Genomic DNA, 24,390 nt, shown 5'->3' on the forward strand with positions numbered 1-24,390 from the left:
CAGAACGACCACCTTACAAGAACAAAGCAGGACAGAATCATGAGCTTACCATTACAAAAACTTGGCAAACTTGACCGCATGGAGACGGCCAGCATTGACGAGCTCCGTCATGAACAGCTGCAGCGGCTGCGCTGGAGCCTGGTCCATGCGTATACCAACGTACCCTTCTATCGCAAAGCCTTTGACGATCTCGGTCTCAAGCCGATGGACATCAACTCTCTGGATGACCTGGCCAGAGTACCGTTCACCACCAAAGCGGACCTGCGCGATAACTACCCGTTTGGCATGTTTGCCACACCCCTGTCCGACGTGGTCCGGGTGCATGCCTCCAGCGGCACCACGGGCAAGCCGACCGTGGTCGGTTACACCCAGAGCGATATCAATACCTGGGCCGACATTGTGGCACGGTCCATTCGGGCCGGCGGCGGCTCCCGTGGCGACAAGGTCCATGTTGCCTACGGCTACGGCCTGTTTACAGGTGGCCTTGGCGCCCACTACGGGGCCGAGCGGCTTGGGTGTACCGTCATCCCCATGTCCGGCGGCCAGACCGAGAAGCAGGTCCAGTTGATCAAGGATTTCGAGCCCGACATCATCATGGTCACGCCGTCCTACATGCTGAACATCGCCGACGAGATGGAGCGGCAGGGCATTGACCCGCACAAACTGCCCCTGCGCCTCGGCATCTTCGGTGCCGAGCCCTGGACCAACGCCATGCGCACCGAGATCGAGGAGCGTCTTGGCATTGAGGCTCTGGATATTTATGGCCTTTCCGAAGTCATGGGCCCCGGCGTGGGTATGGAGTGTATCGAAACAAAGGATGGCCCAACCATCTGGGAAGACCATTTCTATCCCGAAATCATCAATCCCGACACCGGTGAAGTGCTGCCCGATGGTGAATACGGCGAGCTGGTGTTCACTTCGCTGACCAAGGTGGCCCTGCCAGTTCTGCGCTACCGCACCCGGGATCTCACCCGCCTGCTACCCGGAACCGCACGCCCCATGCGCCGGATCGACAAGATTACCGGCCGCAGCGACGACATGCTGATTATCCGTGGTGTCAACGTGTTCCCGAGTCAGATCGAGGAGCAGGTTCTGAAATGCGAAGCACTGGCACCGCACTACGAGATCGAGGTTTACAGGGAAGGCAATCTGGACTGTGTGGATATCCGGGCCGAGCTGAAACCGGGCGCTCCCGACAATGCGGAGAGCCGTGCCGTGGCGGCCAAGGAACTGGCTCACCACATCAAGTCCTATATTGGCATCAGCACCCGTGTCGAGGTTGTGGAGACCAACTGCCTGGCTCGCTCGGAAGGCAAAGCCAGGCATGTGTTTGACCGCCGGAACAAGTAAGCCCGCAGACCGGCGGAGAGTCAGCCCGCAATCATTGCGGCTGGCTCTCGCCGTTGCCCGTCAGCAACACCCCGGAACCACCGATTTAAATTTACTTTACTTTCGATGATCTCAATAGAATTTATTCACGTATCATGTTTTTAATAATTAAAATCAGTACCTTAAGATTATTTTTTGAAGCTTTTTTATTTAACATGACACGCAAAGAGAATCCTTGATATTTATTCAGTATCATATAGTATCAAGTCAATGGCCCTCAGACCAAACTGAGGGCATCGCTGTTCACGGATAACAGAACAACAAGCCAGATCCGGAGGTATTTGTTTATGTACGCCCAGCTCGTTGAAACCGGCGCCAAGCGCCTGAAAACCAAAGAAGAGATGTCGCCTGAAGAGCGCGAGTTCCAGGAAAAGGTCGACGCCGAAACCAAGATCGAACCCAAGAACTGGATGCCGGAAGGCTACCGGAAAACCCTGATTCGCCAGATTTCCCAGCACGCCCACTCCGAAGTGGTCGGCATGCTGCCCGAGGGTAATTGGGTTACCCGGGCCCCCACCCTGAAGCGCAAGCTCCAACTGATGGCCAAGATCCAGGACGAAGCAGGTCACGGCCTGTACCTCTACAGCGCCATGGAAACCCTCGGTGCAGACCGCGATGAAGAGATCGAGAAACTGCATCAGGGCAAGGCCAAGTATTCCAGTATCTTCAACTACCCAACCCTCAACTGGGCCGATATGGGTGCGGTTGGCTGGCTGGTGGATGGCGCCGCGATCGTCAACCAGGTTGTGCTTCAGCGTACTTCCTATGGCCCCTACTCTCGAGCCATGGTCCGGATCTGTAAGGAAGAGAGCTTCCACCAGCGCCAGGGCTACCAGATCCTGCTGGACATGATGCGCGAAGGCACCGAGGAGCAGAAAGCCATGGTGCAGGACGCGATCAACCGTCTGTGGTGGCCGGCGCTGATGATGTTCGGCCCGCACGATGACGAATCCCCGAACTCACAGCAGTCCATGGCCTGGAAAATCAAGCGCAAGAGCAACGATGAACTGCGCCAGATGTTCATTGACCAGACGATTCCGCAGCTTGAATTCCTGGGATGCACAGCGCCGGATCCGGACCTGAAATGGAACGAAGAAACCGGCCACTACGATTTCGGTGAAATCAACTGGCAGGAATTCTATGACGTTCTCAAGGGCAATGGCCCTTGCAACCGCGAGCGCATCAACACTCGCAAGAAAGCCATTGACGAGGGCGCATGGGTCCGTGAAGCCGCCGTCGCCTATGCCGAAAAACAAAAACAGCGCGCACAAGCCGCTTGATACCGGAGGAATACAATATGTCTGAATGGCGCCTTTACGAAGTCTTTGTGCGATCCAAGCACGGCCTGAACCACAAACACGTGGGCAGCGTGCATGCCGCTGACGCCGAGATGGCCATGGAAAACGCCCGTGACCTGTACACACGCCGAAACGAAGGGGTAAGCATCTGGGTGGTTCCCTCCGACACCATCACGGCCTCCGCATCCGACGAAAAGGAAGTGCTTTTCGACCCGTCGGAAGACAAGGTTTACCGGCACGCTTCTTTCTACAAGCTGCCTGATGAAGTCGGACACATGTAAGGAGCGGTTCCAATGACACAAGCAGAAGCATTACAGGAATACCTGCTGCGCCTGGCGGATTCCGACATGATCCTGAGCCAGCGCCTGTGCGAACTGTGCGGCAAGGCCCCTGCGCTTGAGGAGGAGATGGCACTGATGAACGTTGCCCTCGACCTCGTCGGCCAGGCCCGCAACTGGTACGAGTACGCCGCCGAGCTGATCGACGATGGTCGTGACGCGGATAAGCTGGCGTTCCGCCGTGATGCCCATAATTACCGCAACCTGCTGCTCACCGAGCAGCCCAATGAGGATTATGCGGTCACCATGGGTCGGCAGTTCTTCTTTGACGTGTGGCACTACTTCACGCTCAAGAGCCTGACGGCATCCAGCGATGAGCGCATTGCCGGTATTGCCGCCAAGGCCTTGAAGGAAGCCACCTATCATCTGCGCCGGTCATCCGAGTGGGTCAAGCGCCTGGGCGATGGCACCGAAGAAAGCCACCGCCGCATGCAGGATGCCGTGGATATTCTCTGGCGCTTCACCGGCGAACTGATCACCCCGGACGACACCGACCGTGTCATGGCCGAGGCGGGCATTGGCCCGGACCCCGACCAGCTGGCCAAAGACTGGCGCGGCATGGTCAACGAGGTGCTTGCCCAGGCCACCCTGACGCCGGGCGATGAAGACGCCTGGATGTACATGGGCGGCAAGCACGGCGAGCACACCGAACACCTTGGTTTCATCCTGGCAGAAATGCAGTTCCTGCAGAGGGCCTATCCCGATGCCACAACATGGTGATTCAGACACCCGGTCAGCCGTCGATATCCTGATTGCCAGTGATCGGGTGCCGGCAAACGCCCGCCCCGACCTGCTGACAGAGGATGACATCTGGGCACTTCTCAAAGAGGTCAAAGACCCCGAGGTGCCGGCCGTGAGTGTCGTGGAGCTCGGCATTGTTCGCGCTGTCCGTTGGGACGGCAACGAGCTGTCCGTTGATGTAACCCCGACCTACTCCGGCTGCCCGGCCACCGAATTGATTGAGGAACTGATTGCCGAAGCCCTGCGTGCCGCAGGCTTCCGGGATCCGAAGATCAATCAGGTGCTGACCCCTGCCTGGACCACCGACTGGATCACAGGCGAAGGCAAAGAGAAACTTCGGGCGTTCGGAATCGCTCCGCCCGAGGGCAGTTCCAGCAAGATGAGCCTGCTCGGGGGACCGCAGGTCATTGCCTGCCCCCACTGTGGTGGCAAGGACACGGAGCGGATCAGCGAATTCGGATCCACCGCCTGCAAAGCCCTTTACCGTTGCAAGGAATGCCTCGAGCCCTTCGACTATTTCAAATGCATCTAGAGCCGATACGATCATGAACAAATTCTACCCACTGACCCTCAAAGAGGTCAGACCTGAAACAAGAAACGCCGTATCACTTGCTTTTGATCTGCCAGAAGACCTGGCGGACAAGTTCAGCTACAAGCAGGGCCAGCACCTGATTGTCAGAACCCAAATGGATGGCGAGGAAGTTCGCCGCTCCTACTCGATCTGCCGCAGTGTCAACGATCAGGAACTGCGCATCGCCATCAAGAAGATGCCCGGTGGCCGTTTCTCCACGTTTGCCAATGAGCAGCTGAAGCCCGGTGAAACGCTGGAAGTCATGCCGCCCCAGGGCCATTTTTCCATCGAACTGGATCCCGAGCGGGAAGGCAACTATCTGGCGGTCGCCGCCGGTAGTGGCATTACCCCGATCCTGTCGATCATCAAGACCACTCTGGAAACCGAGCCCAAGAGCGAGGTAACGCTGTTCTATGGCAACAAGGCCACCAGCAGCACCATGTTCCGTGATGAACTTCAGGATCTGAAGAACGAGTACATGGCCCGCCTGAACCTGGTGTACATCTTCACCCGGGAAGAACAGGACATTGACCTGTACAACGGGCGGATTGATCACGAGAAGTGCGACAAACTGTTCGACCACTGGATCAATGCCAAAGACCTGACTGCTGCGTTCATCTGTGGTCCGCAGTTGATGACCGAAACCGTGCAGGACTCACTGCTGAAGCATGGCATGGACAAGAACAGGATTCACTTCGAACTGTTTACCCCGGCCGGTGGCGTGCCCCAGGCTCGGAAAGACAGGGACCCCGCCCGCGTTGATCCGAAGTCGGTCAGCGAAGTGACCGTGATTGCCGATGGACGCTCCCTGACCTTCCCGCTGGTTCGTGATACCAAGAGCATCCTCGAAGCCGGTAACGAGGAAGGCGCTGATCTGCCCTACTCCTGCAAGGCCGGTGTCTGCTCCACCTGTCGCGCCAAGGTTGTCGAAGGCGAAGTGGAGATGGACCAGAACTTTGCCCTGGAAGACTACGAGGTGGAAGCCGGTTACGTGCTTTCCTGCCAGTGCTACCCGATCAGCGACAAGGTGGTTCTGAACTACGACGAGATGTAGCTTCGGGCCAGCCAACAGTAAGACACGAGCAAGGCAAGTCCCGTTTCCGCGGGGCTTGCCTTGGCGTTTCAGACACTAATGGAGTTTCCCATGTCAGTCCTGAAAAGTTTCATTGCCGGCCAGTGGGTCGGTGAGAAGGCCGCCAAGGCCTTGCCCAGCGCCATTAACGGCGACATCGTGGCCCATACCCACGACGACACCCTCGATTTCAGGAAAGCCGTTGAATATGGCCGCAAGGTCGGCGGCAAGAACCTGATGGCCATGGATTTCCAGGAGCGCGCCCTGGCCCTCAAGGCCATGGCCATGTACCTGCAGGAACACAAAAAAGAGCTTTACGCACTGTCGATGCATACCGGATCGAGCAAAGCCGATAACGGCATCGATATTGATGGTGGTTTCGGCACCCTGTTCTCCTACGCCAGCATGGGGCGGCGAGAACTGCCGTCCGGTAACGTAGTGCACGAAGGCCCGGTGACGCCGCTTGGCAAGAACAACCACTTTGCCGGTACCCACATCCTGGTACCCCGGGGCGGTGTTGCGGTACACATTGATGCCTACAACTTTCCGGTGTGGGGCATGCTGGAGAAATTCGCGCCCACCTTCCTGGCGGGCATGCCGTCCATTGTGAAGCCGGCCACCTCCACCTGCTACGTGACCGAACTGGCGGTTCGCCTGATGCAGGAATCCGGCGCCCTGCCCGAGGGCAGCCTGCAACTGGTCATTGGCAGTACCGGCGATCTGTTCGAGCATCTTGAAGAGCAGGACGTGGTTACCTTCACCGGCTCAGCTGCCACCGCCCGCAAACTCAAGAATCATCCGAACATCATCAACCGTTCGATTCCGTTCAATGCCGAGGCCGATTCACTGAACAGCGCCATACTGGCGCCGGATGTGACCCCGGAACACGAAGAATTCAACATCTTTGTGAAGGAAGTGGGCCGCGAGATGACGGCAAAGGCCGGTCAGAAATGTACCGCGATCCGCCGGATCCTGGTGCCGAAAGACCGGGTAGACGCGGTTTGCGACAAGCTGAAAGAACGGTTGTCGAAAGTCACCGTGGGCGATCCTTCCATGGAAGGCGTTCGCATGGGCGCCCTGGCCTCCATCGACCAGTTGGAAGACGTCAAAGCCAACATCCAGGAACTGCTGAAAACCAGCGAACGGGTCATCGGTGGCGACGGCAGCTTCAGGCCAACCGGCGATGGCACTGAGAAAGGCGCCTTCATCGAGCCACACCTGCTGCTGTGCCGGAACCCGGAAAATGGCTGTGGTGCCCACGACATCGAAGCCTTCGGCCCGGTAGCCACCGTGATTCCCTACGACACTATCGAGGATGCCGTTGACCTGTGCTCGAAGGGTCGGGGCTCACTGGTCACCACCCTGACCACCCGCGATCCCACGATTGCCGGCAAGATCGTACCCTTGCTCGCCGCCTACCACGGGCGTCTGCACCTGCTGAACGCAGAGGCTTCAAAGGAATCCACAGGCCACGGTTCGCCACTGCCCATGCTCAAGCATGGTGGCCCGGGCCGCGCCGGCGGTGGTGAAGAGCTGGGCGGCATCCGCGCGGTACATCATTACCTGCAAAGAACTGCGATTCAGGGCTCCCCGACCATGTTGGCAGCAGTCACCCGCGAATACGTGCGTGGTGCGGATCTGATCGAAACCGAAGTGCACCCATTCCGTCGTCATTTTGAGGATCTGCAGATCAACGAATCCCTGCTGACTCACCGGCGCACGGTTACCGAAGCGGACATCGTCAACTTCGGCTGCCTGTCCGGCGATCACTTCTACATGCACTTTGATGAAATCGCGGCGCGGGACTCCCAGTTCGGCAAGCGCATTGCCCACGGCTATTTTGTGCTTTCCGCGGCAGCGGGCCTGTTCGTCTATCCGGGCGAAGGTCCGGTCCTGGCGAACTACGGCCTGGACACCCTGCGCTTTATCGAGCCGGTTGCCCCGGGCGACACCATCCGGGCGCGGCTGACCTGCAAGCGCAAGATCGATCAGGGCCGGACATCACCGGACGGACACCCCCAGGGTGTGGTGGTCTGGGATGTTCAGGTTCACAACCAGAATGACGAAATGGTTGCGAGCTACGACATCCTGACACTGGTTGCCAAAAAGCCCGGGTAACACCGGGCTGCCCGGACCTTCTCCCGGTCTTGGACCCCAGGGAGAAAGTCACAGGCAAATAAAAGAGGGACGGGTCTTGCGACCTGTCCCGGTTTTCCGAATTTTTGTGGGTCGGTGAGTTTTTACGGTAGCTATACGTTTTTAACCCTCAATGGCGATTACGCAACAACGCCGGAGGTAGTCCCGTCATTTTTAGCGTCAGCTTGCGTAGCGCGGTAGCGTTAGCATAACCCACTCGTTCCGCAATCTCATCCACGGGTAAATCGGTCATCTCCAGAAGGCGCTGGGCGTGACGCATCCGGACGGTTTGAATCAGGACGCGCGGCGAGCAACCTGTAGCCGCAGCAATTCTCCGGGCCAACGTTTTTCCCGTCATGTTGAGGCGGTGTGCTGCCTCTTTTATCGTAACCGCATCGGGTAAGCTGGATTCTATCAATGCTTCGAAGCGGTTCACGGTATCATCATCGGCACGATCCAGCTGCTGCCAAACCATGTACCGTGCCTGAGTCGTCCGGCTATCGACCAGAAGATAGCGCATGACTGACTCGGCCACTTCCCGGCCGATGGTTATGCGTAACACATGCAACATCAGGTCGACTTGTGCCATTGCCGCACCTGCGGTCGTGATGCGTCCGTCCTCCACCACCATACTGGCAGGTTCGAGCTGGATCTCGGGATAGCGTTGCCGGAACAGGCGCGCCAGCGCCCAATGCGTGGTCACGCGGTGGCCCGCGAGTATCCCCGCGTCAGCCAGCACCAACACTCCGGAGCAACTGGCGCAAATACTCCCGCCTCGGTCGTAATGCGTACGGACGAGCTGTATCAGCTTTCGTACGTCGGGCATCGCCAGCCGCTGTAGTGCGGTGGAGGCGGTATAACGAGCGTTGAGCCCGCAAGGTGAATATCCATCCTCTCCCGCGATGCCGTCAAGCCCCAAGCTGGGGATGATCAGTATGTCTTGCCCCAGATCCATTGATGGGATTAGCGATTCCACTTGAAGTGTGAGTCCATTGCTCAAGTGTACGTGATGGCCATTGCCAACCACTCGCCAATGCAATGGAGCCTTGTTCAGATAGGTGGCGGCGCGGTTGGCGAAGTCGAGTACGTCCAATGACCCACCGACGCTCGCAGCGAGTGTTCCGTCCAATACCGCAATCGTAAATTTTGACATGTCTATTCCGGATTGTTTTTTGTCTCTTTAGACACTTCGGAGTTTGCACAATATCAGCTCTAATACCAACTCTATAGTCGCTTTGAAGGAATCCCGTATGAGCTCCACACCGGCTTGTTCGATCACGGGATCACACTACACTCCGCGTTTATCCCTTTGGCCGGCCTTCGGTTTTGGCCTGTCGATGGCACTGGCCAATGGATTGGGGCGTTTTGCTTATGCCTTACTGTTGCCGGGAATGTCGGCTGACTTGCATTGGAGCTACGCCCAAGCCGGCTGGCTCAATAGTGCCAACGCACTTGGCTATGTATTGGGGGCAGCTTCCGGATATCTGCTGTTACGTCGGTTTAGTGCCCGACTTCTGTTCGTGGTGGGGCTGTGGTTGTGTTTTTTGACACTAGCGGTCACGGGCCTGAGCGCGAATATTGGCTGGCTGAGTACACAGCGTATTCTTAATGGTATTGGCGCGGCTTGGGTGTCCGCCTGTGGTATTGCATTAGTGCTGTTTTACTACCGGCACGCAGCGCGACAACGTGGTGCCGCCACAGGGCTGTTCTTTGGTGGTGCTGGCATCGGCATTGTCTTGTCGGGTTTTTTGGTTAATCCGTTACTGGCGATAATCGGTAACAGTGCATGGCCTACTGCATGGTTGGCATTGGGCGTGGCGGGCGCCATTGCTGCCATATGGCCATTACGATTGGCGCAGTGTACCGACGAGGCTGCTGTAACCAAGACGGTGACGGTGACAGAAAATATGACGGAGCCTCTACCTTTGGCTCATCTTGGTGTCTGCTTGGTGGCTTACTTCTTCTTCGCTACCAGCTACATCATCTACATGACGTTCATCTTTGCCTGGATACGTGGGCAAGGCTTGTCTTGGCAGTTTGGCACTGCTGCCTGGACACTACTGGGTGTTGCAATTCTGGTATCGGCTTTTCTATGGCAGCGCCCATTAAGCCGCCTGCCGGGTGCTCAGATCTTATCGATCAGTTGTGGGGTAACACTACTCGGTACATTGATTCCATTGATTGGTGGTCATATCAGTGTGCTCACTTCGTCAGTCGTTTTTGGAGTGAGCGTATTTATTGCTCCTGCTGCCATTGCCGTCTTGTTGCGACAGAACCTGGCGGCCTCCCGGTTTGCTCAAGCGATGGCACTATTCAATCTTTCTTTCGCAATCGGGCAGACGATTGGCCCTTATGCTGCCGGGGCATTGTCAGACCACTATGGGCTGAACAGCTCATTGTGGCTAGGCACAGCTTTATTGGGAGTCGCGGCGATTCTACCTTGGTTAGTTCGCACCCCCGCTGCTGCTCGACGTGCCATCAAAGCGGATAGGAGATTGAGAGAGGGAAATGTATAAGAACTGTTAGTAGCACAGATTTATTTCCAATTATCTTGATGTACGAATTTATTTAACAAAAAAGGTATCTTATGCGCATATCTATCTCACCACGGTTTTCGGAAGTTGACGTCCTTGGGCACGTCACCAATTCAGCAGTACCTGTGTGGTTTGAAGAAGGCAGGTCACCAATCTTTCGATATTTCAGTAGTACAGAAAATATGTCTGATTTGTCGCTTATTTTACGACGATATGAAATTGACTTTCTACATCAAATACGAGCTTCTCATGAGGTAATTATTGATACAGAAATAGACAAAATTGGAAGGTCATCAATTACGATTACACAAGAAGCGCGCCAGCTTGGAGAGGTAATAGCGACTGGAACCTGCACCATGGTTCATTTCGATTTCTCAAACAATGTTACACGGGAAATCAGTAAAGCCAAAAAATTACAACTTTCACCATTTTTCAAAATAAATTGGAGAAATAATGATGATTGAGTCCACAGCAGATATAACTGAAATTGACACGGATAAATTTCTAGAAAATATACAGGAAATATTTGAACAATTCGATAGTAAAATATTACCTCAAAAGCCTCTTTCAAAAGAAAATTGGGGAAAGTTGCTGAAATCAGGTGTATGCCTTCCAGCAATTCCAAAGCGACATGGAGGGCGTGAGAGCCATAAGGAAATATGTGAAATCATCGAAATGTTATCAGAATATAACTTACCGCTGGGAATGTATACGATGATTGTGACTGTGCTGTTTCTAAGAAATGTTAGTTTGAGTGGTACACAGCAGGTTCAGGATGAGGTGTTTGAAGATTTCTTACAGAACCCTGTTATCGGAGGACTCGCGTTTACTGAGCCTACATGTGGATCAAATCTGGCACGAATGGAAACAACATATAGCGAAGAAAAGGAAGGCTATCGAGTTCGTGGTATGAAACACTGGCAAGCTTTTAGCGCCCAAGCTGATTGGTGGATCATTTGTGCTAAAAAACCTGATAAAAAAGAATTTTCCTATTTTGTTCACAAAAGATCTGATGGTGGATTTATTACAAAAGAGATATATGATAGCTTAGGTTTAAAAAATTTAGGTTATGGATTGAATGATATTGATGCCTATATTCCGGGCCATCGAAGACTTTGCAAGTACCGAGATAATCTGTTTGATGCAGCAGAGATTTTATGTGCCTCTCGGTTTAGTAAAGCTGCTATGTCAAGTGGATTCTTGAGAAGATTATTAATTGAGGCAAAAGCGCATACTGAAGGACGAAGAATAGGACAGGGGACGTTGTACGATATAGATTATGTAAAATATAAACTATCAACAATAAAAGGAAACTATGTTATATGTAATTCACTCTACTATCATCTTTTAATTAATGAGGACTATCGAGCTGATATAGATAAAAGTATGTTTGCCTCATTGGCGACAAAGGTGCTTTCTACTGAACTTATGCTGGAGTCGGCGATAGATTATCAACAACTTTGTGGAGGAGATGGATACCGAATTGGGACTAAAAATAATATTGCAGCATACGCATTATTAGATTCTAGAGTTTACACTCTATTTGATGGTAACAATGATTTGTTGTGCCAACACTTAGCAAATCTTGTTAAGCAAAAAATGATTGATAATGAATTTAAATCGTTTTATGAATTCGCAAAAACCGATAAATACATGGAGCAATCTTTAAAATATTTACCTCCTTTGAAGGAGAAAATAGGCGACAGTATTGAACGCTACTCGCAAGCTGAAATGGTCATATTTGGGCGTATCCTGTCTAGGATCTACGGTATTAGCCGTTTGGTTGAGCGAGCGGGGCGATTAGCTGGTATGCCTGGAGCTGGATTGGTAAATAGGCCTAGTCAGAATAACGCCCTCTATAACGAACAGGATATTAAATTTTCTATTGAATTGTTGGTTTTAAATATTAAATCACTTATTGATCAGTTTTATATGATGAACTCTAACACGTCGTGGCCTATCCCTCGTTGCTATTAACATGGCGATAAAACAGGTGAATGGTTCAGCTGTTTTCGATGCTCTTTGAAAATGGCCTTGGTACATGCCCAGCCCTGTATCTGCAGGGTTTCGTGGCTTTTGTCTGCGTCAGCTCGCCGGCGCGACCCGATTAATTAATCAGGCAACGCAAAAAAATATGCAAAAAATAAATTTGTCCCCTTTTATTGGTGCCGTGAAAAAACAGGGCGATTACATCCCCAGGTAGGCCTCACGCACCTTCTCGTTGCTGAGCAGTTCCCGGCCAGTGCCTTCAATCACTACTTTTCCGGTTTCAAGCACATAGCCACGGTCAGCCAGTGCCAGCGCCTGTGAGGCATTCTGCTCCACCAGGAAGATGGTAATGCCCTCTTCCTTCAGCTCTTTGACGATGTTGAAAATCTCTTCGATGATCAACGGCGCCAGGCCCATGCTGGGCTCGTCCAGAAGCAGCAGCCTTGGCTTGGCCATCAGGGCCCGGCCCATCGCCAGCATCTGCTGCTGGCCACCGGAGAGCTCACCCGCCAGGTTATGGCGCTTCTGGCGAAGGATGGGGAACTTGGTGTACATGCGCTCCAGATCGTCCATCGCCTCGGGTGTCCTGCCCCGGGTGTAGGCACCCAGCAGCAGGTTGTCGTGGACACTGAGGTCCTTGAACACCTGCCTGCCCTCAGGCACCTGCACAATGCCATCGGCCACACGCTGATCAGCAGGGATCTTCGCCAGGTCCTTGCCCTCAAAGGTTATAGCGCCCCGGTCGGCAGGCTGTAACCCGGAGATGGTCATCAGCAGGGTCGATTTGCCGGCACCATTGGCACCGACAAGCGACACGATCTCGCCACTGTTGATGTGGATATCCACATCATGCAGCACCTCGATCTGGCCATAAGATGTCACCAGCCCCTTGATGGACAGCATTTCCTGCTTTGCATGAGGCGCAGACACCCGGTCGGCGTGTTTGAGGCCCAGCCCCCCGAACTTTTCCGGGGTATAGCTGACAATCTGGTGACGCAGCTCCCGGAACTCTTCCCGCACCCGCTCACCAAACAGGGGATCGTTTTCCACATCCCGCGCTTCGATGATCTGTTGCCAGTCCTGCTCGGTCAGCAGTTTCCGGGCCCGGGGAATAACCACGCCCTCTTCCTTGCGGATATGCTTGCGCAAGGCTTCAGTGAAACGTGCCAGGGCATGACTGAATTCCTCCCGACCTTCCGGCCAGCCCTCTTCGCACGCTGCCAGCAGCTTGCGCAACTCCAGCAGTTTTTCATGGCCAATCACGTAGCCCCTGGCCAGCTTCTCAAGCAGGGGCGCTGTCTCGGGGGACTTCTCACTGAGCCGCTTGTAGAGCTCGATGTCCGTGGGCGTACTGTGTACCCGCCGGGAGAAGTGCTGAATGTAATCAAAGATCGTCCTGAGCAGCCGCTCATCCGGCCGCTGGTCGTTGACGTTCATATCGCTCAGAAGCTGATCCAGCAGATCCAGGATCCGCCACAGCGCCTGATGTTCCTGAACAATAATTCGCACGGCCTGCTCACTGCGTGACCGGGCAGGCGCCATTTCAGTGTGTTGCTCGCTCATGTGAAATGTCTCCTTGCTCAGCCACCCAGATAGGCGGCGATAACGTCCGGGTTCTGACGGATTTCCTCGGGCGTACCCTCGGCCAGAACGCGACCATAGTTAAGCACCAGCAACCGGTCGGATATCCCCATCACCAGTTTCATATCGTGCTCAACCAGCATCACGGTGGTGCCCTGATCGGCAATTTTCCGGATCAGGTCTTCCAGAGCCGCCGTTTCGACAGCGTTGAGGCCTGCTGCCGGCTCATCCAGCAGGATGACCTTTGGCTCGGCCGCCAGTGCCCGGGCAATCTCGAGCCGCTTGAGCGCACCGTAGGACATCGCAGAGGCCTCGGCACCCACGTACTCGCCACAACCCACATACTCCATAAGGTCCGCGGCGCGTTTATAGGCAGACTCCTCGTCCCGACGCAAAGCCGGCAACCGGAACAGCGTAGTGAGCAGACTGCTCTTGAGCTGTAGGTGCCGACCGAGCATCACATTTTCCATGGCGGTCATGTTCATACAGACCTGCATCTGCTGAAAGGTCCGGCACATGCCTCGCTCCGCAAGCTGGTTCGGTGCCAGCCTGGCGGTACTCTCGCCGTTCAGCAGAATCTCACCCTTCGTGGGGACATAGAGGCCGGTAATCAGGTTAAACAATGTAGTCTTGCCGGCACCGTTCGGGCCAATCACGGAATAGACCTGCCCGGCCTCCACGGCGAAACTGACACCTTCCACCGCATGAACACCACCAAAGGCCTTATCCAGCCCCTTTACTTCAACCAGTGCTGTCATGCCTTACCTCCCGCTTTCCTGCGCATTCTTTTGGAAACGACTGCGGTGATGGTGGGCAACAGGCCCTTGGGCATGAAGATCATGGTCAGCATCAGGATCAGGCCGAACATCACGGCTTCCAGTTCCTGGAAATCCGCCAGAACCTGCGGTAACAGTTTCAATACCACGGCACCCAGAATCACACCGAACGTGGAACCCATACCGCCAAGGACGACCATGGTGATAAAGAGAATGGAGAACTCGAAGCTTGCCACCGCAGGGGTGATAAAACCCTGAAAATGGGCGTAAAGGCCGCCCATGACGCTGGCATAGATCGCGGAGATCACGAATACGAGGCTTTTGTACTTCGCAGTGTCAACGCCCACCACACTGGCAGCCACTTCCGAGCCTTTCACGGAGCGTAACGCCCGGCCAATGGGCGATTCGATCAGATTCTGGGCAAACCAGACCGCCAGCAGAAGCACCACGCTGGCCAGGATATACCAGGCCTGGACACCCGAGATCTCAAGCCCAAACAACGAATACTGACCAAAGGTACTGAGCTCCCAGCCAAAGAGATCGAAGGCCGGAACCGGCATGCCGTCCGGACCGCCGGTGATGGCACGCTCGTTGTTCAGAATAATGGCAATAATGAAACCCACCGCGAGGGTTGCCATGGACAGGTAATGCCCCTTCAGACGCAGGATCGGGCGACCCACAATCCAGGCAATGATGCCAACTACAATGGCACCGACCACCAGCGCAGGGACAGAAGACCAGCCGTAAGTCCCGGTTGCGATACCCGTGAAGTAAGCACCCAGGCCAAAGAAGCCGGCGTGGCCGAGGCTGATCTGGCCGGCAAAGCCCACCAATAGGTTCAGGCCGATTACGGTGGCGGCAATGATGGCCATCTGGATGACCAGCTCATAATGGAACGGATTGCCCAGAAATGCCGGAAGGATAATCAGGATGAACGCGAGGACCAGCAGGCCCCGGAGGCGCGACTGCATAAACCGGTTCAACATCAGACACGCTCCACTACTTTGGCGCCGAAAAGTCCCCGGGGCATGAAGAAGAGTACCAGCAGGATCATGGAAAACGCGACGGCGTCCTTGTAATCGGATGAAATGTAACCGGCTGCCATGGCTTCAACAATGCCAAGGGCAAGGCCACCGACAACAGCACCCACACCGCTGCCAAGACCACCGATAGCTGCGGCAACAAAGCCTTTCAGTCCGAGGATGATCCCGATGTCATAGGAAGTGAAGGTAATCGGTGCTACCACAATACCGGCTACCGAGCCAAGCAACGCAGACACCATGAATGCCAGCATGAGCACCATCTGGGTGCGGATACCCACCAGACGCGCCGCCTCCTTGTTCATGGAGGTTGCCAGAATTGCTTTGCCAATCAGTGTTTTGGTAAAGAACAGCACCAAAGCCACCACCAGGATCGCGCCAATACCCAGAACCCACAGGCTCTGGCTGTTCAGCACCGCACCAAACACCCGGATAGGCTGGTCGGTGCTGAAGTTCTGCATCACGTGGTACTCCTTGCCCCAGATTACCTGTGCGATACCGCGAATAAAGATGGATGCGCCAATGGTGATAATAATCAGGGTAACCACATCGGCCTGTTTGGCCGGCGCAATCGCGAGGCGCTGAAGGGCAATCCCCAGAATACCGGCCAGAATCACGGCCAAGACGGCCGCCAGGATCATGGGCACTCCCATGGCGGTCAGGGAAACCGTTGCCATGCCTCCAATCATCAGGAATTCACCCTGGGCAAAGTTAATGACGTGGCTGGCGTTGTATATCAGGGTAAAACCGAGGGCTATCAGGGCGTAGGTTGCACCGATAGTAATCCCGGTAAACAGGTACTGTAAGAATTCTGCGAACATAGCCGTGGTTCCGGTCGAACATCGACTGGCGACTTATCCGAAAGGATTGCCGCCAGCCGCGAGACAGGTGAAAGGGATATCAGTTAATCAGTTTCCATTCGCCGTTCCGGACTTCCAGAATGCGGAAGGAATCCGGGTCAAGGCCATTGTGATCGTCCGGCGACATGTTGAACTCACCGGTTACCCCAACGTAACCCTTGATGTTTTCCAGTGCGTTACGCACGGCTTCGGGGTCGGTAGAGCCGGCTTCCTCAATGGCACGAACGGCGAGCATTAGCCCGTCATAAGCGTAGGCACCGAAGGTGGACACCTTGGAATCCCAGCGGGCCTCGTACTCGGCCTTGTAGTTCTGAACCACTTCTTTCTGGGGATCGTCTTCCGGCAGTGAATCCGGAACCAGCAGCGGAGATGCGGGCAGGCGGAGACCCTCGGCAGAAGAGCCGGCCAGCTCGAGGAAACTGTCAGAAGCTACGCCGTGGGACTGGTAGAACGGAAGCTCCATGCCCAACTGGGCATAGTTACGGGTCACAATGGCCGGGCCCTGGCCGAAACCGAAGTTGAGAACCGCTTCAACACCTTTTGTGTTACGGATATTGGTCAGTTGGGCAGTCATATCTGTATCAGATCCGCTGTAGGTGACATCGGCCACCACTTCCATACCCATTTCTTCGGCCACTTCCAGAGTCTGGGTGCGACCGGAACTGCCGAAACCACCGGTGCCGGAAATCAGGCCAAATCGGGTAATGCCACGGTCTTTCATGTCGGCGAGAATTCGCTCTGCCGCCATGCGATCAGTTTGCGGAGTCTTGAACACCCACTTCTTGACCGGTGTGGTAATAACCACGGCGCCCGCCAGGGATATGAACGGAACCTGTGCCTGCTCGATCAGCGGTACCGCTGCCATGGTGGCACCGGTGGTGCTGCCGCCGACGATGATATCCACCCGGTCTGAACGGATCAGGCGGCTGGCGAAGTTACGGGCAGACGAGGCATTGCCAACGTCGTCATAATGGATCAGCTCCAACTGACGACCAAGGACACCGCCGTCTTCATTGATTTTTTCAACGTACATCTCGAGCGTTTTCAGCTCGGGGTCGCCAAGGAAGGATGCCGGACCTGTCACAGACAGGAACGAACCAATCTTGATGGGGTCAGCAGCCTGGGCGCTCATCATCATGAGGCCGGCAGCAGCGACTACTGCGCATTTTCCGACGCGACGGATCATTGTTCTAAGCATTGTTTTTATTCTCCCGGATTGTGCAGGGGCTTGAGTATATTGTTATTCCCTCATCCTTGATCAGATGCACTCCTGTTTCTTCGCCTCCGGTAAATTCGATACCATTGACGAATGTCAAATCAAGTTATTGTATCATAACTTCCATGTCAACCGATTTCAGGGAGATCGGTTGACGCTCCTTAAGTAAAGCCGACGGTGGCACACCACGCCAGCACGGCGATCAGGGAGACAAATCTTTACCTGACACGCAGGACCCGCATAATACGTGCAACGTGTTTCATTGATTCTTATTTGCGAACCCAGGCCATGACTGCGAAAAGCCAGCTCGAACTGCTCGTCAAGAATTTTCAAAAGAAGCGGCCACTCCGTGCCGGTTCCCTCATCATTACCATCTATGGCGACGCCATAGTTCCCCGAGGCGGCAATGTCTGGCTTGGCAGCCTGATGAAGCTGGTCGAACCCATGGGCATCAGCCAGCGGCTGGTTCGCACCTCCGTGTATCGCCTGGTCCAGGAATCCTGGCTGCAAACCGAAAAGGTCGGCCGCTGCAGTTATTACAGCCTCACCGGCCCCGGGCTGCGCCGTTTCGAGCAGGCCTTCCAGCACGTTTACAATCTCGATACCGAGGAATGGAGCGGCAGCTGGTGCCTTGTGTACCTGAATCAGCTGGCTCCGGAACTTCGCCAGAAAGTCCGCGAAGAGCTGAAGTGGCTCAGCTTTGGCAGTATGGCGCCAGGCTTGATGGAGCACCCCCGGTTTACCCGCAGCAAACTGATTCCCATGCTGCAGGAGTGGGGCGCCCTGGAAGACACCATCGTGATGCAGACCATGCCCATGGAGCAGAAAAGCCCCAGGGCGCTTCGTCTTCAGGTTCGAGAAAGCTGGAACCTGGATGAGCTTGGAGGCCGTTACCGGCGCTTCCTGAAACAGTTCCGTCCCCTTTGGCGGGAGCTGCAATCGGAAGACACGCTCAATCCCGAGGAATGCCTGCTTCTCAGGGTCCTGCTCATCCACGAGTACAGAAAAATTCTGCTTCGAGACCCACTACTGCCGGACGAGTTGCTACCTGGCGACTGGGAAGGCCGCAGCGCCAAGCAACTCTGCCGGAACCTGTACCGGAAGATTTATGTGCGGGCGGAACAATGGCTGGATGAAACCCTGGAGAATGCCTCCGGCCCTCTCCCCGGCCCCGGCGAGAAATTCTTCAAGCGCTTTGGAGGGCTAAGAGACATGACCACAACTCAGGAAGAAACGCCAGAATCCGCTGTCTGAACACTGCGAACTGTTGTACTCTGAATTGAAAGGCCGGAATAACGGTGTTTCATGAGCTCCAACAAACAGCGCCTACAGCCCGAATTTGAGTGGGTCGACCAGCAAGGTGATGAATCGATTCGCTACCTTGATCATGGATACCCCAGCCCCCTTGTGCGCTGGCACTACCATGAAGAATATGAGCTACACCTGATCACAGCAACTTCAGGCAAGGTGTTCGTTGGCGACTACATTGGCAATTTCTCACCTAACAGCCTGATACTGGTCGGGCCCAACCTGCCCCATAACTGGATAAGCCAACTGGATAAAGGGGAGCGCGTCGAGTTACGCGACCGCGTCATCAACTTCTCGCACGAGTTTGTGAAAGGGTGCGAATCCTTCTTCCCGGAAGCAAGGCTGCTGGCTCCGTTCTGGGAGCGTGCGCAGTATGGCATCGAGTTTCTGAACCCCGACAGCATTACCAGGGCCGTGGAGCTTTTCGAAAACATTGCGACGTCTAGTGGCTTCAGGCGCCTGACCCGATTCTGGACACTGATTGAACTCCTTGCGGGCATTGATGATTACCGGGTGCTCTCCTCATCCACCTATATCCCGATTACCGACGAAAAGATTCTCCATCGCCTCAATCAGGCCGTCAATTACATCTTCGAGTCCTATGACACAGGCATCTCCCTAGAGGAAGTCGCAGACCATGTGAATATGGGGCCGACCTATTTCTCCAAGTTCTTCAGGAAAGCGACTGGCCAACGCTTTACCGAATTCGTCAATACCCTCCGCATCAACAAGGCCTGCGAACATCTCGCCCACACCGACGAGCCCATTACTGAAATCTGCTTCTCGGTCGGATTCAACAACATCGCAAACTTCAACCGCCGCTTTTTCCACCTCAAGAAAATGACACCTTCCGACTATCGAAAGGCATCAATGGATGTTCTTTACCGGGGCTGACCCGCTTTTTACTGATTCTGATCAACATCTTATCGCCGCAGATCATTCTCCTTTCGAATCAGAAAGGTGACGTATTAGCCGGCATTCCAGGAAAAAGTCACATCGACTCGCATAACCGATACCAGCTCACCTGATGGAAAAAAAGTACATAAATCTGGCGAATTATGTATTTGTCCGCTTTTCACGCTCAGCGTGTAATAGGCCCCGGCACCCGATGGGGTGTACCGACGACAACAATGTTGACGGGTTTCCAGATTTAGCCCGGATCGACCTACTCCAAAAATAAACAGAGGTTCGAACATGAGCACCAACACTCTTTTCCCTGCGCTGGTCGCAGCCGGAATCCTGACCGCACCCTTCTCAGCCATCGCAGCCACGAAGGTCACGATCGGCACAGTCAACAACGGCGACATGATTCGCATGCAAGGTTTGTCTGACGCCTTCGAAGCAGAATACCCGCATATAGACCTCGACTGGGTCGTCCTTGAGGAAAACGTCCTCCGCCAGCGCCTGACCACAGATATTGCCACCGGCGGTGGCCAGTTCGACGTGATGACCATTGGTATGTACGAGGCCCCGATCTGGGGTGAAAAAGGCTGGTTGACGCCTATGGATGACCTGCCGGAAGACTATGACAAGGAAGATATTTTCCCGTCGGTCCTTGGCGGCCTTTCGAAGAACGGAAAGCTCTACGCGCTGCCCTTCTATGCCGAAAGCTCCATGACGTACTACCGCAAGGACCTGTTCGAGGCAAACGGGCTGACCATGCCCGATCAACCCACTTGGGAACAGATGAAATCGTTCGCCAAAACCCTCCACAAACCGGACGAGGGGCAATACGGGATTTGCCTGCGAGGTAAAGCCGGCTGGGGCGAAAATATGGCGCTGATCACCACCATCGCCAACGCTTTCGGTGCCCGCTGGTTTGATGAAGAGTGGAAGCCTGAATTCAATGGCCCGGAGTGGAAAAACGCACTCACATTCTACGTCGACCTGCTGGGTAACTACGGCCCCCCGGGGGCATCCTCCAATGGCTTCAATGAAAACCTTGCACTGTTCAACTCTGGCAAATGTGGCCTATGGGTAGACGCCACAGTAGCTGGTGCTTTTGTGACTGACGAATCCCAGAGCAAGGTTGCTGATAAGGTCGATTTTGCGCTGGCACCAAGCCAGAAAACCGATAAGGGCGCGGGCTGGCTATGGTCCTGGGCACTGGCCATTCCGGTCAGCTCGGATGCAAAAGAAGCCGCCAACACCTTTATCACCTGGGCGACATCCAAGAAATACAGCGCACTGGTGGCAGAGGCCACCGGCATCGCAAACACGCCTCCGGGCACGCGGGCATCAACTTACGACAACGCCGAGTACCTTGCCGCCGCACCTTTCGCGGCCAAAACCCTCGAATCGATGGATAGGGCCGACCCCAACAGCGCCACGCTGAAGCCGGCCCCCTACGTTGGCGTCCAGTTTGCTGCCATCCCGGAGTTTCAGGCCATTGCAACTCAGGTTGGCAAACTGTTCTCCGGGGCACTCGCCGGCTCCATGTCGACCGAACAGGCCCTGATGGGCGCCCAGTCGATTACGACCCGCGAAATGACCCGAGCGCGCTATTACTCAAAGTAATCACGTCGCTATGAACTAACACAACTGGCACCTGTGGGTCCCGTCATGCCGCTCCATCGGCTTATACGGGCAGCCCATATCGTCAGGGCTCCTTTCCGGAGGCATTGTTATGGAAACAAAAATTTTGGATGCGGACGCAATCCGCACAATGCAAGACACGGCTCCGACTACAGGAGGTGTCAGCAAACAGAAAGCCAGAATCAGCCGGCTCATGGTATCGCCATCGGTCCTGTTGCTTCTGCTCTGGATGGCTGTTCCTCTGTCCATGACGATTTACTTCTCGTTGATCCGGTATAACCTGCTTTATCCGGGCGAAACGAGTATGTCGGCCTGGAGAACTTCCGGTTTTTCGTGACTGACCTGGGGTTCATGGCCGGCATGACCAACACACTGCTGCTGGTCGGCTCGGTGCTCTTGATCACAGTAGTGTTCGGTGTCCTGATTTCACTGCTCATCAATCTGGCGTTCTGGGGTCAGGGGATTGTCAGAATCCTGTTGATTTCGCCGTTTTTCATCATGCCTACCGTCAATGCACTGGTCTGGAAAAACCTGCTGCTTCACCCGGTATCGGGAGTCTTTGCCGCCATCTGGCAGTTTTTCGGCGCGCAACCCATTGACTGGTTCTCCGAGCTTCCGCTTTTCTCCATCATCATGATCGTGTCGTGGCAATGGCTGCCTTTCGCGATCCTTCTGCTGATGACCGCACTGCAGTCGCTTGACCAGGAGCAGCAGGAAGCCGCGCGACTCGACGGCGCGGGCCCCTGGGCCCTGTTCTGGCACCTGACTCGCCCCCACCTGGCCCGCCCGATTGCCGTGGTGGTGATGATCGAAACCATTTTCCTGCTCTCACTGTTTGCGGAAATCTTCACAACAACCGGGGGTGGCCCCGGCTACGAAACCACCAACCTCGCCTACCTGATATACAGCCAGGCGTTACTCCAGTTCGATGTTGGCCTTGCGTCAGCGGGCGGACTGATTGCCGTCATTCTTGCCAATATCGCCGCGTTTTTCCTGGTTCGCGTCGTCGGCAAGAGTCTGACCGATAAACAATAACGCCGGAGGTGACACCATGCTTAGCCTGAAACAACGTCGAAGCCTGACAACGGCCCTGATGGGCATCCTGGCCTGGGGTGTAGCCCTTGCCATCTTCTTTCCGATTTTCTGGATGATGCTGACCAGCTTCAAAACCGAAATCGACGCGTTCGCGACGCCGCCCCAACTGTTCTTCACGCCCACGCTGGAGAACTACACGCTGGTCAATGAGCGCAGCGACTACCTGCACTTTGCCTGGAACTCGGTCGTCGTGTCTTTTGGCTCAACCATCATCGGGATGCTGCTGGCGGTGCCTGCCGCCTATTCCATGGCCTTTTTCGAGACCAAGCGCACCAAGGCCACCCTGCTCTGGATGTTGTCTACCAAGATGCTGCCACCTGTCGGCGTGCTGGTCCCCATCTACCTGCTGTTCAAAGACATGCAGATGCTGGATACCCGCATTGGGCTGACCATTATTTTCACCCTGATCAACCTGCCCATCATGATCTGGATGGCTTACACCTACTTCAAGGAAATCCCTAAAGAGGTACTGGAAGCCGCGCGAATGGATGGCTCAACGCTGTTCCAGGAGATCTGGCGGGTTCTGCTTCCCATGAGCAAAGGCGGGCTGGCGTCCACCGTTCTGCTGGCACTGATTCTGAGCTGGAACGAGGCATTCTGGTCGCTGAACCTCACCGCATCGCAGGCCGCGCCCCTGACGGCCCTGATCGCCTCCTACTCAAGTCCCGAGGGACTGTTCTGGGCCAAGTTGTCCGCAGTCTCCACCCTGGCCAGCGCTCCCATACTGATCTTTGGCTGGATCAGTCAGAAACAGTTGGTTCGCGGTTTGTCCTTTGGCGCGGTTAAATAACGGAGAATTCCCATGGCTGACTTAACAATAAAAAACCTGAAAAAATCCTTTGGAGACGTGGAAATCCTCAAAGGCATCAACCTGACCATCAAGGATCACGAGTTCGTCGTTTTCGTTGGGCCCTCAGGCTGCGGAAAATCGACGCTCCTGCGCTCGATCGCTGGCCTTGAAGAAGTCACCAGTGGTCACATTTATCTGGACGACCGGGAAATTACCGAGCTGGCGCCCGCCAAGCGGGATCTGGCGATGGTCTTCCAGAGCTACGCGCTTTACCCCCACATGTCTGTGCGCAAGAACATGTCGTTCGCCCTGGAACTGGCCAAAGAAAGCAAGGAAACGATCAACGCCAAGGTGGCTGAAGCAGCTCGAATTCTGGAGCTGGAGCCGTTGCTTGAGCGTAAACCCAAGGAACTGTCCGGTGGCCAACGGCAACGCGTTGCTATTGGCCGCTCCATCGTGCGCCAGCCCAAGGTGTTCCTGTTTGACGAACCACTGTCGAACCTCGATGCCGCACTTCGCGTGCAGATGCGGCTTGAACTTGCGCGGCTTCACCATGACCTGAAAGCCACTATGATCTATGTGACTCACGATCAGGTCGAGGCCATGACCCTCGCCAATAAGGTTGTGGTACTCAACCAGGGGCAGATCGAGCAGGTTGGCTCGCCCATGGAGCTCTATCACAGCCCGGCAAACCGGTTTGTCGCGGGCTTTCTCGGCATGCCGAAAATGAGTTTCCTGCCGGCTACCGTGCTTGTATGCGATCACCAGGGAACCCGAATCCAGCTCGACGATGGCGCCACGCTCACCCTACCAGTCGACGGGACATCTTTGCGCAAGTACAGCCCCGTAACCCTGGGCGTGCGCCCTGAAAACATCCACGTCGCTGACCCGGCAGAAAGCCACTTCACCGGCCGCCTTGACATAGCAGAAAACCTTGGCAGTGACACCTACTGTTACGTCAAAACCAGCACCGGCGAAACGCTTACGGTCCGGACACCGGGCAATTTCACGTGCAACTTTGGCCAGCAGATCGGCCTGAGCCTCGAACTTGACCAGTGCCACCTGTTCGATGACCAGGAACAGGCTCTGCCCAGACTGGAGCGGATCGCCGCATGACATGC

The 24,390-nt window shown here is 55.1% G+C and carries 21 protein-coding genes and 2 pseudogenes; 16 read left to right on the plus strand and 7 right to left on the minus strand.

The genetic code is table 11. From position 1 onward, the window contains the following. Positions 1-39: 39 nt before the first annotated feature. The 7 genes from paaK to paaZ all read left to right on the plus strand — a co-directional run bounded on the left by paaK (position 40) and on the right by paaZ (position 7,527). The gene (paaK, locus tag QPL96_RS09130; RefSeq protein WP_303287082.1) at positions 40-1,350 is read left to right on the plus strand and encodes a phenylacetate--CoA ligase PaaK; all 1,311 of its coding nucleotides are present in this window, start codon (positions 40-42) and stop codon (positions 1,348-1,350) included. A 326-nt stretch (positions 1,351-1,676) separates the two neighbouring features. Then, a complete protein-coding gene (paaA, locus tag QPL96_RS09135) occupies positions 1,677-2,669 on the plus strand; it encodes a 1,2-phenylacetyl-CoA epoxidase subunit PaaA (RefSeq protein ID WP_303287083.1) in 993 nt (330 codons plus the stop codon). Between the two features lie 17 nt (positions 2,670-2,686). Beyond that, positions 2,687-2,968 (plus strand): 1,2-phenylacetyl-CoA epoxidase subunit PaaB, encoded by a 282-nt coding sequence (paaB, locus tag QPL96_RS09140; protein ID WP_008173800.1) that lies wholly within the window; start codon positions 2,687-2,689, stop codon positions 2,966-2,968. 12 nt (positions 2,969-2,980) lie between these two features. Continuing rightward, the gene (paaC, locus tag QPL96_RS09145) at positions 2,981-3,745 is read left to right on the plus strand and encodes a 1,2-phenylacetyl-CoA epoxidase subunit PaaC (RefSeq protein ID WP_303287084.1); all 765 of its coding nucleotides are present in this window, start codon (positions 2,981-2,983) and stop codon (positions 3,743-3,745) included. After that, positions 3,729-4,298 carry a 1,2-phenylacetyl-CoA epoxidase subunit PaaD gene (gene paaD / locus QPL96_RS09150; RefSeq protein WP_303287085.1) on the plus strand — a complete coding sequence of 190 codons (570 nt, stop codon included), beginning with the start codon at positions 3,729-3,731 and terminating at the stop codon, positions 4,296-4,298. The genes paaC and paaD overlap by 17 nt, the downstream gene beginning before the upstream one ends. Positions 4,299-4,311: 13 nt before the next feature. Further along, positions 4,312-5,391, plus strand: a complete 1,080-nt coding sequence (gene paaE, locus QPL96_RS09155) for a 1,2-phenylacetyl-CoA epoxidase subunit PaaE (protein WP_303287086.1) — start codon at positions 4,312-4,314, stop codon at positions 5,389-5,391. Positions 5,392-5,481: 90 nt separating this feature from the next. Next, positions 5,482-7,527, plus strand: a complete 2,046-nt coding sequence (gene paaZ, locus QPL96_RS09160) for a phenylacetic acid degradation bifunctional protein PaaZ (protein ID WP_303287087.1) — start codon at positions 5,482-5,484, stop codon at positions 7,525-7,527. Positions 7,528-7,675: 148 nt separating this feature from the next. Here the strand turns inward: paaZ and QPL96_RS09165 are convergent, their stop codons facing one another. Then, positions 7,676-8,698, minus strand: a complete 1,023-nt coding sequence (locus QPL96_RS09165) for a GlxA family transcriptional regulator (protein ID WP_303287088.1) — start codon at positions 8,696-8,698, stop codon at positions 7,676-7,678. 97 nt (positions 8,699-8,795) lie between these two features. On the opposite strand from QPL96_RS09165, the gene QPL96_RS09170 reads away from it, so the two are divergent. The 3 genes from QPL96_RS09170 to QPL96_RS09180 all read left to right on the plus strand — a co-directional run bounded on the left by QPL96_RS09170 (position 8,796) and on the right by QPL96_RS09180 (position 12,056). Next, positions 8,796-10,061, plus strand: a complete 1,266-nt coding sequence (locus QPL96_RS09170) for a YbfB/YjiJ family MFS transporter (RefSeq protein ID WP_303287089.1) — start codon at positions 8,796-8,798, stop codon at positions 10,059-10,061. A gap of 71 nt (positions 10,062-10,132) precedes the next feature. Next, positions 10,133-10,543 carry an acyl-CoA thioesterase gene (locus QPL96_RS09175; RefSeq protein ID WP_303287090.1) on the plus strand — a complete coding sequence of 137 codons (411 nt, stop codon included), beginning with the start codon at positions 10,133-10,135 and terminating at the stop codon, positions 10,541-10,543. After that, positions 10,533-12,056 (plus strand): acyl-CoA dehydrogenase family protein, encoded by a 1,524-nt coding sequence (locus tag QPL96_RS09180; RefSeq protein ID WP_303287091.1) that lies wholly within the window; start codon positions 10,533-10,535, stop codon positions 12,054-12,056. Before QPL96_RS09175 ends, QPL96_RS09180 begins: the two co-directional genes overlap by 11 nt. A 210-nt stretch (positions 12,057-12,266) precedes the next feature. On the opposite strand, the gene QPL96_RS09185 is transcribed toward QPL96_RS09180, so the two are convergent. The 6 genes and pseudogenes from QPL96_RS09185 to QPL96_RS09210 form a co-directional block, all read right to left on the minus strand. Further along, on the minus strand, positions 12,267-12,971 hold the full coding sequence (locus QPL96_RS09185) for an ABC transporter ATP-binding protein (RefSeq protein WP_303287201.1): 705 nt from the start codon (positions 12,969-12,971) through the stop codon (positions 12,267-12,269). A 210-nt stretch (positions 12,972-13,181) separates the two neighbouring features. Further along, positions 13,182-13,631: pseudogene (locus tag QPL96_RS09190) on the minus strand (hemerythrin domain-containing protein); the annotation flags it as partial. A gap of 17 nt (positions 13,632-13,648) precedes the next feature. Next, complete coding sequence (locus QPL96_RS09195; RefSeq protein ID WP_303287092.1) at positions 13,649-14,407, minus strand: ABC transporter ATP-binding protein; 759 nt, start codon at positions 14,405-14,407, stop codon at positions 13,649-13,651. After that, on the minus strand, positions 14,404-15,411 hold the full coding sequence (locus QPL96_RS09200) for a branched-chain amino acid ABC transporter permease (protein ID WP_303287093.1): 1,008 nt from the start codon (positions 15,409-15,411) through the stop codon (positions 14,404-14,406). The genes QPL96_RS09195 and QPL96_RS09200 overlap by 4 nt, the downstream gene beginning before the upstream one ends. Continuing rightward, positions 15,411-16,286: a branched-chain amino acid ABC transporter permease gene (locus tag QPL96_RS09205; protein ID WP_303287094.1), complete on the minus strand. Its 876-nt coding sequence runs from the start codon at positions 16,284-16,286 to the stop codon at positions 15,411-15,413. The genes QPL96_RS09200 and QPL96_RS09205 overlap by 1 nt, the downstream gene beginning before the upstream one ends. Before the next feature lie 79 nt (positions 16,287-16,365). After that, positions 16,366-17,523: an ABC transporter substrate-binding protein gene (locus QPL96_RS09210; protein WP_303287095.1), complete on the minus strand. Its 1,158-nt coding sequence runs from the start codon at positions 17,521-17,523 to the stop codon at positions 16,366-16,368. 306 nt (positions 17,524-17,829) lie between these two features. Here QPL96_RS09210 and paaX point away from each other — a divergent pair, with 306 nt between their 5' ends. The 6 genes and pseudogenes from paaX (at position 17,830) to QPL96_RS09240 (ending at position 24,385) form a co-directional block, all read left to right on the plus strand. Continuing rightward, a complete protein-coding gene (gene paaX / locus QPL96_RS09215; RefSeq protein ID WP_303287096.1) occupies positions 17,830-18,795 on the plus strand; it encodes a phenylacetic acid degradation operon negative regulatory protein PaaX in 966 nt (321 codons plus the stop codon). 51 nt (positions 18,796-18,846) lie between these two features. After that, positions 18,847-19,743: an AraC family transcriptional regulator gene (locus tag QPL96_RS09220; RefSeq protein WP_303287097.1), complete on the plus strand. Its 897-nt coding sequence runs from the start codon at positions 18,847-18,849 to the stop codon at positions 19,741-19,743. Positions 19,744-20,043: 300 nt separating this feature from the next. After that, the gene (locus QPL96_RS09225) at positions 20,044-21,366 is read left to right on the plus strand and encodes a sugar ABC transporter substrate-binding protein (RefSeq protein ID WP_303287098.1); all 1,323 of its coding nucleotides are present in this window, start codon (positions 20,044-20,046) and stop codon (positions 21,364-21,366) included. 148 nt (positions 21,367-21,514) lie between these two features. Further along, positions 21,515-22,419: pseudogene (locus tag QPL96_RS09230) on the plus strand (carbohydrate ABC transporter permease). 16 nt (positions 22,420-22,435) lie between these two features. Beyond that, a complete protein-coding gene (locus tag QPL96_RS09235; RefSeq protein ID WP_303287099.1) occupies positions 22,436-23,269 on the plus strand; it encodes a carbohydrate ABC transporter permease in 834 nt (277 codons plus the stop codon). Between the two features lie 12 nt (positions 23,270-23,281). Continuing rightward, positions 23,282-24,385 carry an ABC transporter ATP-binding protein gene (locus QPL96_RS09240; RefSeq protein WP_303287100.1) on the plus strand — a complete coding sequence of 368 codons (1,104 nt, stop codon included), beginning with the start codon at positions 23,282-23,284 and terminating at the stop codon, positions 24,383-24,385. Positions 24,386-24,390: the final 5 nt, after the last annotated feature.

Origin of the sequence: Marinobacter sp. SS8-8 (assembly GCF_030540945.1) — a bacterium.
In the GTDB taxonomy this organism is placed as follows: Bacteria; Pseudomonadota; Gammaproteobacteria; order Pseudomonadales; family Oleiphilaceae; genus Marinobacter.

Coding starts and splice junctions, on each gene's coding strand:
- paaE (WP_303287086.1), top strand. CDS start 4,312: ATGAACAAATTCTACCCACTGACCCTCAAAGAGGTCAGACCTGAAACA.
- QPL96_RS09180 (WP_303287091.1), top strand. CDS start 10,533: ATGATGATTGAGTCCACAGCAGATATAACTGAAATTGACACGGATAAA.
- paaD (WP_303287085.1), top strand. CDS start 3,729: ATGCCACAACATGGTGATTCAGACACCCGGTCAGCCGTCGATATCCTG.
- paaX (WP_303287096.1), top strand. CDS start 17,830: ATGACTGCGAAAAGCCAGCTCGAACTGCTCGTCAAGAATTTTCAAAAG.
- paaZ (WP_303287087.1), top strand. CDS start 5,482: ATGTCAGTCCTGAAAAGTTTCATTGCCGGCCAGTGGGTCGGTGAGAAG.
- QPL96_RS09165 (WP_303287088.1), bottom strand. CDS start 8,698: ATGTCAAAATTTACGATTGCGGTATTGGACGGAACACTCGCTGCGAGC.
- QPL96_RS09220 (WP_303287097.1), top strand. CDS start 18,847: ATGAGCTCCAACAAACAGCGCCTACAGCCCGAATTTGAGTGGGTCGAC.
- QPL96_RS09175 (WP_303287090.1), top strand. CDS start 10,133: ATGCGCATATCTATCTCACCACGGTTTTCGGAAGTTGACGTCCTTGGG.
- QPL96_RS09235 (WP_303287099.1), top strand. CDS start 22,436: ATGCTTAGCCTGAAACAACGTCGAAGCCTGACAACGGCCCTGATGGGC.
- QPL96_RS09205 (WP_303287094.1), bottom strand. CDS start 16,286: ATGTTCGCAGAATTCTTACAGTACCTGTTTACCGGGATTACTATCGGT.
- QPL96_RS09225 (WP_303287098.1), top strand. CDS start 20,044: ATGAGCACCAACACTCTTTTCCCTGCGCTGGTCGCAGCCGGAATCCTG.
- QPL96_RS09200 (WP_303287093.1), bottom strand. CDS start 15,411: ATGTTGAACCGGTTTATGCAGTCGCGCCTCCGGGGCCTGCTGGTCCTC.
- paaK (WP_303287082.1), top strand. CDS start 40: ATGAGCTTACCATTACAAAAACTTGGCAAACTTGACCGCATGGAGACG.
- QPL96_RS09185 (WP_303287201.1), bottom strand. CDS start 12,971: ATGCTGTCCATCAAGGGGCTGGTGACATCTTATGGCCAGATCGAGGTG.
- QPL96_RS09210 (WP_303287095.1), bottom strand. CDS start 17,523: ATGCTTAGAACAATGATCCGTCGCGTCGGAAAATGCGCAGTAGTCGCT.
- paaB (WP_008173800.1), top strand. CDS start 2,687: ATGTCTGAATGGCGCCTTTACGAAGTCTTTGTGCGATCCAAGCACGGC.
- QPL96_RS09240 (WP_303287100.1), top strand. CDS start 23,282: ATGGCTGACTTAACAATAAAAAACCTGAAAAAATCCTTTGGAGACGTG.
- QPL96_RS09195 (WP_303287092.1), bottom strand. CDS start 14,407: ATGACAGCACTGGTTGAAGTAAAGGGGCTGGATAAGGCCTTTGGTGGT.
- paaC (WP_303287084.1), top strand. CDS start 2,981: ATGACACAAGCAGAAGCATTACAGGAATACCTGCTGCGCCTGGCGGAT.
- paaA (WP_303287083.1), top strand. CDS start 1,677: ATGTACGCCCAGCTCGTTGAAACCGGCGCCAAGCGCCTGAAAACCAAA.
- QPL96_RS09170 (WP_303287089.1), top strand. CDS start 8,796: ATGAGCTCCACACCGGCTTGTTCGATCACGGGATCACACTACACTCCG.